This window comes from Phenylobacterium sp. (genome assembly GCF_036723115.1).
Lineage (GTDB): Bacteria > Pseudomonadota > Alphaproteobacteria > Caulobacterales > Caulobacteraceae > Phenylobacterium.
Genome location: NZ_DAIMHV010000200.1, coordinates 1 through 3950, shown reverse-complemented (window position 1 = coordinate 3950; position 3950 = coordinate 1). Strand labels below are relative to the sequence as shown.

At 69.9% G+C, this 3950-nt stretch carries 7 protein-coding genes; 2 read left to right on the top strand and 5 right to left on the bottom strand.

The window, feature by feature from the left end; translation table 11 throughout:
• The first annotated feature begins 197 nt into the window (after positions 1–197).
• Complete coding sequence (locus V7D28_RS14300; protein WP_333588056.1) at positions 198–557, top strand: DUF2794 domain-containing protein; 360 nt, start codon at positions 198–200, stop codon at positions 555–557.
• A 32-nt stretch (positions 558–589) separates the two neighbouring features.
• On the opposite strand, the gene V7D28_RS14295 is transcribed toward V7D28_RS14300, so the two are convergent.
• The 3 genes from V7D28_RS14295 to V7D28_RS14285 form a co-directional block, all read right to left on the bottom strand.
• Positions 590–817 carry a YdcH family protein gene (locus V7D28_RS14295; RefSeq protein ID WP_333588055.1) on the bottom strand — a complete coding sequence of 76 codons (228 nt, stop codon included), beginning with the start codon at positions 815–817 and terminating at the stop codon, positions 590–592.
• A 90-nt stretch (positions 818–907) separates the two neighbouring features.
• Positions 908–1411 (bottom strand): TIGR02444 family protein, encoded by a 504-nt coding sequence (locus V7D28_RS14290; RefSeq protein WP_333588054.1) that lies wholly within the window; start codon positions 1409–1411, stop codon positions 908–910.
• A complete protein-coding gene (locus V7D28_RS14285; protein WP_333588053.1) occupies positions 1408–2052 on the bottom strand; it encodes a UbiX family flavin prenyltransferase in 645 nt (214 codons plus the stop codon). Before V7D28_RS14285 ends, V7D28_RS14290 begins: the two co-directional genes overlap by 4 nt.
• A 119-nt stretch (positions 2053–2171) precedes the next feature.
• Here V7D28_RS14285 and V7D28_RS14280 point away from each other — a divergent pair, with 119 nt between their 5' ends.
• The gene (locus V7D28_RS14280) at positions 2172–2345 is read left to right on the top strand and encodes a YdcH family protein (RefSeq protein ID WP_333588052.1); all 174 of its coding nucleotides are present in this window, start codon (positions 2172–2174) and stop codon (positions 2343–2345) included.
• A gap of 182 nt (positions 2346–2527) precedes the next feature.
• Here the strand turns inward: V7D28_RS14280 and V7D28_RS14275 are convergent, their stop codons facing one another.
• Positions 2528–3181, bottom strand: a complete 654-nt coding sequence (locus V7D28_RS14275; protein ID WP_333588051.1) for a DUF1013 domain-containing protein — start codon at positions 3179–3181, stop codon at positions 2528–2530.
• A 184-nt stretch (positions 3182–3365) separates the two neighbouring features.
• The coding region (locus tag V7D28_RS14270) for a hypothetical protein (protein WP_333588050.1) at positions 3366–3950 on the bottom strand (585 nt) is incomplete at its 5' end.

Below are 3950 nucleotides of genomic sequence, written 5' to 3'. Positions count from 1 at the left end.
CCCGAAGTCCCAGGGGGGCTGGGGGGGCTGTTCAGGATCCGGAACCGCGAGTTCCCGATCAACCGACGCTCACACTATCGGAGCCCAAACGGGCAGGTCCGGGACCGAAATAAGGTCTTTTCGCGGCGTCGTTCTGCAGGGCAAACCACGAAATTCGCCCTCGATTTCAGCGGCGGAAGGCGTAGGCTCATCACTCGATGGCTACTGATCCGTCCGCCAACGATTCACAGGCCCAGGCCCTGGCGCAGTCGCGCAAGGGGCCGGTGTTTTTCCAGCGCGCGGAATTCACCCGTCTGCTCTCCCTCTATGGGCGCATGGTGGCCGCCGGGGAATGGCGGGACTATTCCATCGAGCCCGGAGCTGAGGCCTGCGCTTTTTCGGTGTTCCGCCGGGCCTCCGAAGCGCCCCTCTATCGCATTGAAAAGCGCCCGGCCCTGGCCCGGCGGCAGGGCGCCTGGGCGGTGATCGGCCAGGGGGGCATGATCCTGCGCCGGGGCCACGAGCTCGAGCAGGTGCTGCGCGTTTTCGAAAAGGGCCGGCTGAAAGTGATCGACTGAGGCGCGTCTCGGAGGCGGCGGCCTCGCGCCTGTCAGGCGATGATGTCGGGGGTCAGCTGGTCTTCCAGGTGGGCGATCTCGTCCTTCAGGACGAGCTTTCGGCGCTTGAACCGCCCCAGCACGGCCAGATTGGGCGTGGGCAGGGCGGAGATGGCCTTCACCGCCACGTCCAGATCGGCATGCTCCTGCCGCGCCTCGGCCAGCCGGGCGCGCAGCATGGCTTCGGGATCAGGACCCCCGTCCGGGCCGATATCGTTCATCCTTGCCCCCCGACCTTCGCCGCCATTCTCCTCATTTGTCAGGTCGGGGTAAAGGCGGCCTTAGGGCGCGCGCCGATATGTGGAATTCGGTTATCGGATCAGGCCCTGGGGCCTGGGCGGGTCTTGCGGCAGGACCGCCGCCAGATCGGCGATCAGGGCGGACAGGTCCGGCCCGGCCGGCGCCCCCCAGGCCTGGGCGGCGCGGGTCAGGCGGCGGACGGCGTCGTCCGGCCGGGCGGGGGGCGCCGGCGACGGCGTCAGCGTCTCCAGAGCCTCCAACAGATGCTGCTCGGCCCGCAGTTCGAGCGCCTGGACCTCGCCGCGCAGGGCCTGGACCGCGGGGGCCGACAGGGCGGCGGGCGGCGCCTTCAGTCCACGGCGCAGGCGGCGCAAGGGGGCGATGGCGGCCTCGTCCCAGGCCCGGGCCAGGATGGCGGCCTCGCGCAGCCGGTCTGGGTCAGGGTCCGCCCACAAGGCCCAGAGCAGCAGGGGCACGTTCTGGCCGGCCTCGTCCTGCAGGCGCAGCAGGCCTTGGGAGACGCCCGGCGCGCCATAGATGGCGACCGCAAAGGTCCAGAGCGCGCCCGTGCTCACTGCGGGGCGTCGGGGGCAGGGTCGGGGGCGGCGTCGGGCATGGCCATGTCGGTCCCCCAGCGCTTCACCCGGTCCCAGGACAGGCCGAAGAGATCGAGGCAGCGGCCCACCGACTGATCCACCATCTCGTCCAGGCTCTGGGGCCGCGCATAGAAGGCCGGCAGGGGCGGGGCGATCACCGCGCCCATCTCGGCCAGCTTCACCAGGGTGCGCAGATGGCCCAGATGCAGCGGGGTTTCGCGCACCATCAGCACCAGGGGCCGGCGCTCTTTCAGGGTCACGTCGGCGGCGCGGGTGAGCAGGGAGGAGGTCACCCCGGTGGCGATCTCGCTCATGGTGCGCACCGAACACGGCGCGATCAGCATGCCGAGCGTGGGATAGGAGCCCGAGGCGATGGCCGCCCCCACATCCCCGCTGCGATAGTTCACATCGGCCAGCGCCTGGACGTCGGCCGGGGTGTGGCCGCCCTCCTGCGACAGGGTCAGCGCGGCGGCCTTGCTGAGCACCAGGTGGCTTTCCACCCCGAGGTCGCGGCAGGCGGCGAGCGCGCGCAGGCCATAGGCCGCGCCGCTGGCGCCGGTGATCCCCACCACCAGCCGGGGCCGGGGGGCCTGACCGTGTCCTGCGTCAATTGGCGTCATGCGAACTTTCCGGGCGCTAATCTGAACCGAATGGCCGCGCAATCATATTTGATCTGACACCTGATTGCCTCGGGTGTTCACTTCGAACTGTCACAACCACCCTTACAGGAGGCGTACCCATGGCCATTGAAGCCCGCATCCGAGAGCTTGGAACCCGCCACGATAGTCTGGACCGGGCCATTCAGGAGGAGGCGCGAAGCCCGGCCGGAAGCGATCTCCGTCTACAGGAGCTCAAGCGACAGAAGCTCCGATTGAAAGAGGAAATGGAGGCCCTGCGCCGCAAGGTGCATTAAAGCCCCCAAATGGAAAGGCCCGCGCCAAGGCGCGGGCCTTTTGCGTTCGGCGAGCCGTAGAGCCTGATGCGATCAGCCGGAACCGTCTGACCGTTGAATCAGGCTCTAAACTCAAAGACTCGAGCGCGTTTCGACCCGATAACCGGTTCCCACTTATCGGAACGCGCTCTAAGGCCCCGACCTCAATCCCGGTCGATGTCGAACTCCGGCGCTTCGGCCACCTCGGGCTGGTCGTCCAGCACGCCGGTTTCCGAGGCCGGGCGCAGGGAGGGACCGTCGGGATCCTCGCCCCGGGCGCGGGCCTCCTTGGCGCGCTTGTCGGCGGCCTTACGCACCACGGCGTCCAGCTCGAGCTGGCTGGCCAGACCCAGGGTCACGGGGTCCACCGGCTTGATGTTGGCCGAGTTCCAGTGGGTCCGGTTGCGGATCTGGTCGATGGTGGCCTTGGTGGTGCCCAGCAGGCGGGCCACCTGGGCGTCGGGCACTTCGGGGTGGTTGCGCAGGAACCAGGCCACCGCGTCGGGCCGGTCCTGGCGACGGGACACCGGGGTGTAGCGCGGCGCCTTCTTGGTGGGCTTCAGCAGTTCGGCATGGCGGCTCTTCTGGGCGCGCATGCGATAGGCCGGGTCCTTCTGGGCGGCGTCCAGCTCCTCGCGGGACAGCTGGCCATTGCCGATGGGATCGGCGCCGCGGATGTCGCGCGCCACCTCGCCGTCGGCGATGCCGCGCACCTCCAGAGGGTGCAGACCGCAGAAGTCGGCGATCTGGTCGAAGGTCAGGGACGTATTGTCGACCAGCCAGACGGCGGTCGCCTTGGGCATCAGAATGTCGGTCATGGCCGTACTCCAGAAACGACGGCGCCCGGCCTTTCGGCCGGGCGGTTGTCAAATTTCCGTATAGGCCTGTTCCGCCCGAAAGGAAATGGGGCCAGCGGCCGCAGGCGCGCACGTCCTGGTGAGCGCGCCCTGCGGGGCCGGCGCGCTTCAGCCTGTCGCGGCCTGGGTCTCAGGGGGGCTGGTCTCAGGCGGTCTGGGCCTGAGTCAGGGGCGGCGGCGCCGGCGCGCCCGGGGGGCGGCCGATCCAGATCTGGCCGCTGCGGGCGACCACCTGGCCCTGGGCGTCATAGAGGGCGACGCCGGAGAAGAACTTCCGGCCCTCGTTCTCGCGGGTCCAGGCCACCACCACATAGGTCTCGCCCGCCTTCGGGGGGGTCAGCACCTCGCCGGCCATGGTGCCCAGCAGGCCCACGGGCGCGCCGGTCTTGATCCACCAGGCCATGGAGCCTGAACAGTCCAGCGCGGCCCAGGTGATCTCGTCGGGCAGGGTCCCGTCGGGATGGGCGAAATTGGCGTGCGGGGTCCACAGTCCGGCGCAGAGGCCAGGCTCTGCGCCCTCCACCTGGCCTACATGGACGCCCAGGCCCTCGCCGTCGGCGCGCTCGATGCAGCAGGAGAAGCAGCCCCGGTGCAGGGAGCGGGTGGCGAATGGCGAGGCCGCCGCCGCGGCCCGGGCCTGTTCAACCCCTGGCGAGGGGGGCGGGGCGGGAATCTGGTCGTCCGCGCCGGGTCGGGCGAGGCCCAGGACCTGGCCCTCGGCGCCGAGGGC

Coding starts and splice junctions, on each gene's coding strand:
- V7D28_RS14280 (WP_333588052.1), top strand. CDS start 2,172: ATGGCCATTGAAGCCCGCATCCGAGAGCTTGGAACCCGCCACGATAGT.
- V7D28_RS14295 (WP_333588055.1), bottom strand. CDS start 817: ATGAACGATATCGGCCCGGACGGGGGTCCTGATCCCGAAGCCATGCTG.
- V7D28_RS14275 (WP_333588051.1), bottom strand. CDS start 3,181: ATGACCGACATTCTGATGCCCAAGGCGACCGCCGTCTGGCTGGTCGAC.
- V7D28_RS14285 (WP_333588053.1), bottom strand. CDS start 2,052: ATGACGCCAATTGACGCAGGACACGGTCAGGCCCCCCGGCCCCGGCTG.
- V7D28_RS14300 (WP_333588056.1), top strand. CDS start 198: ATGGCTACTGATCCGTCCGCCAACGATTCACAGGCCCAGGCCCTGGCG.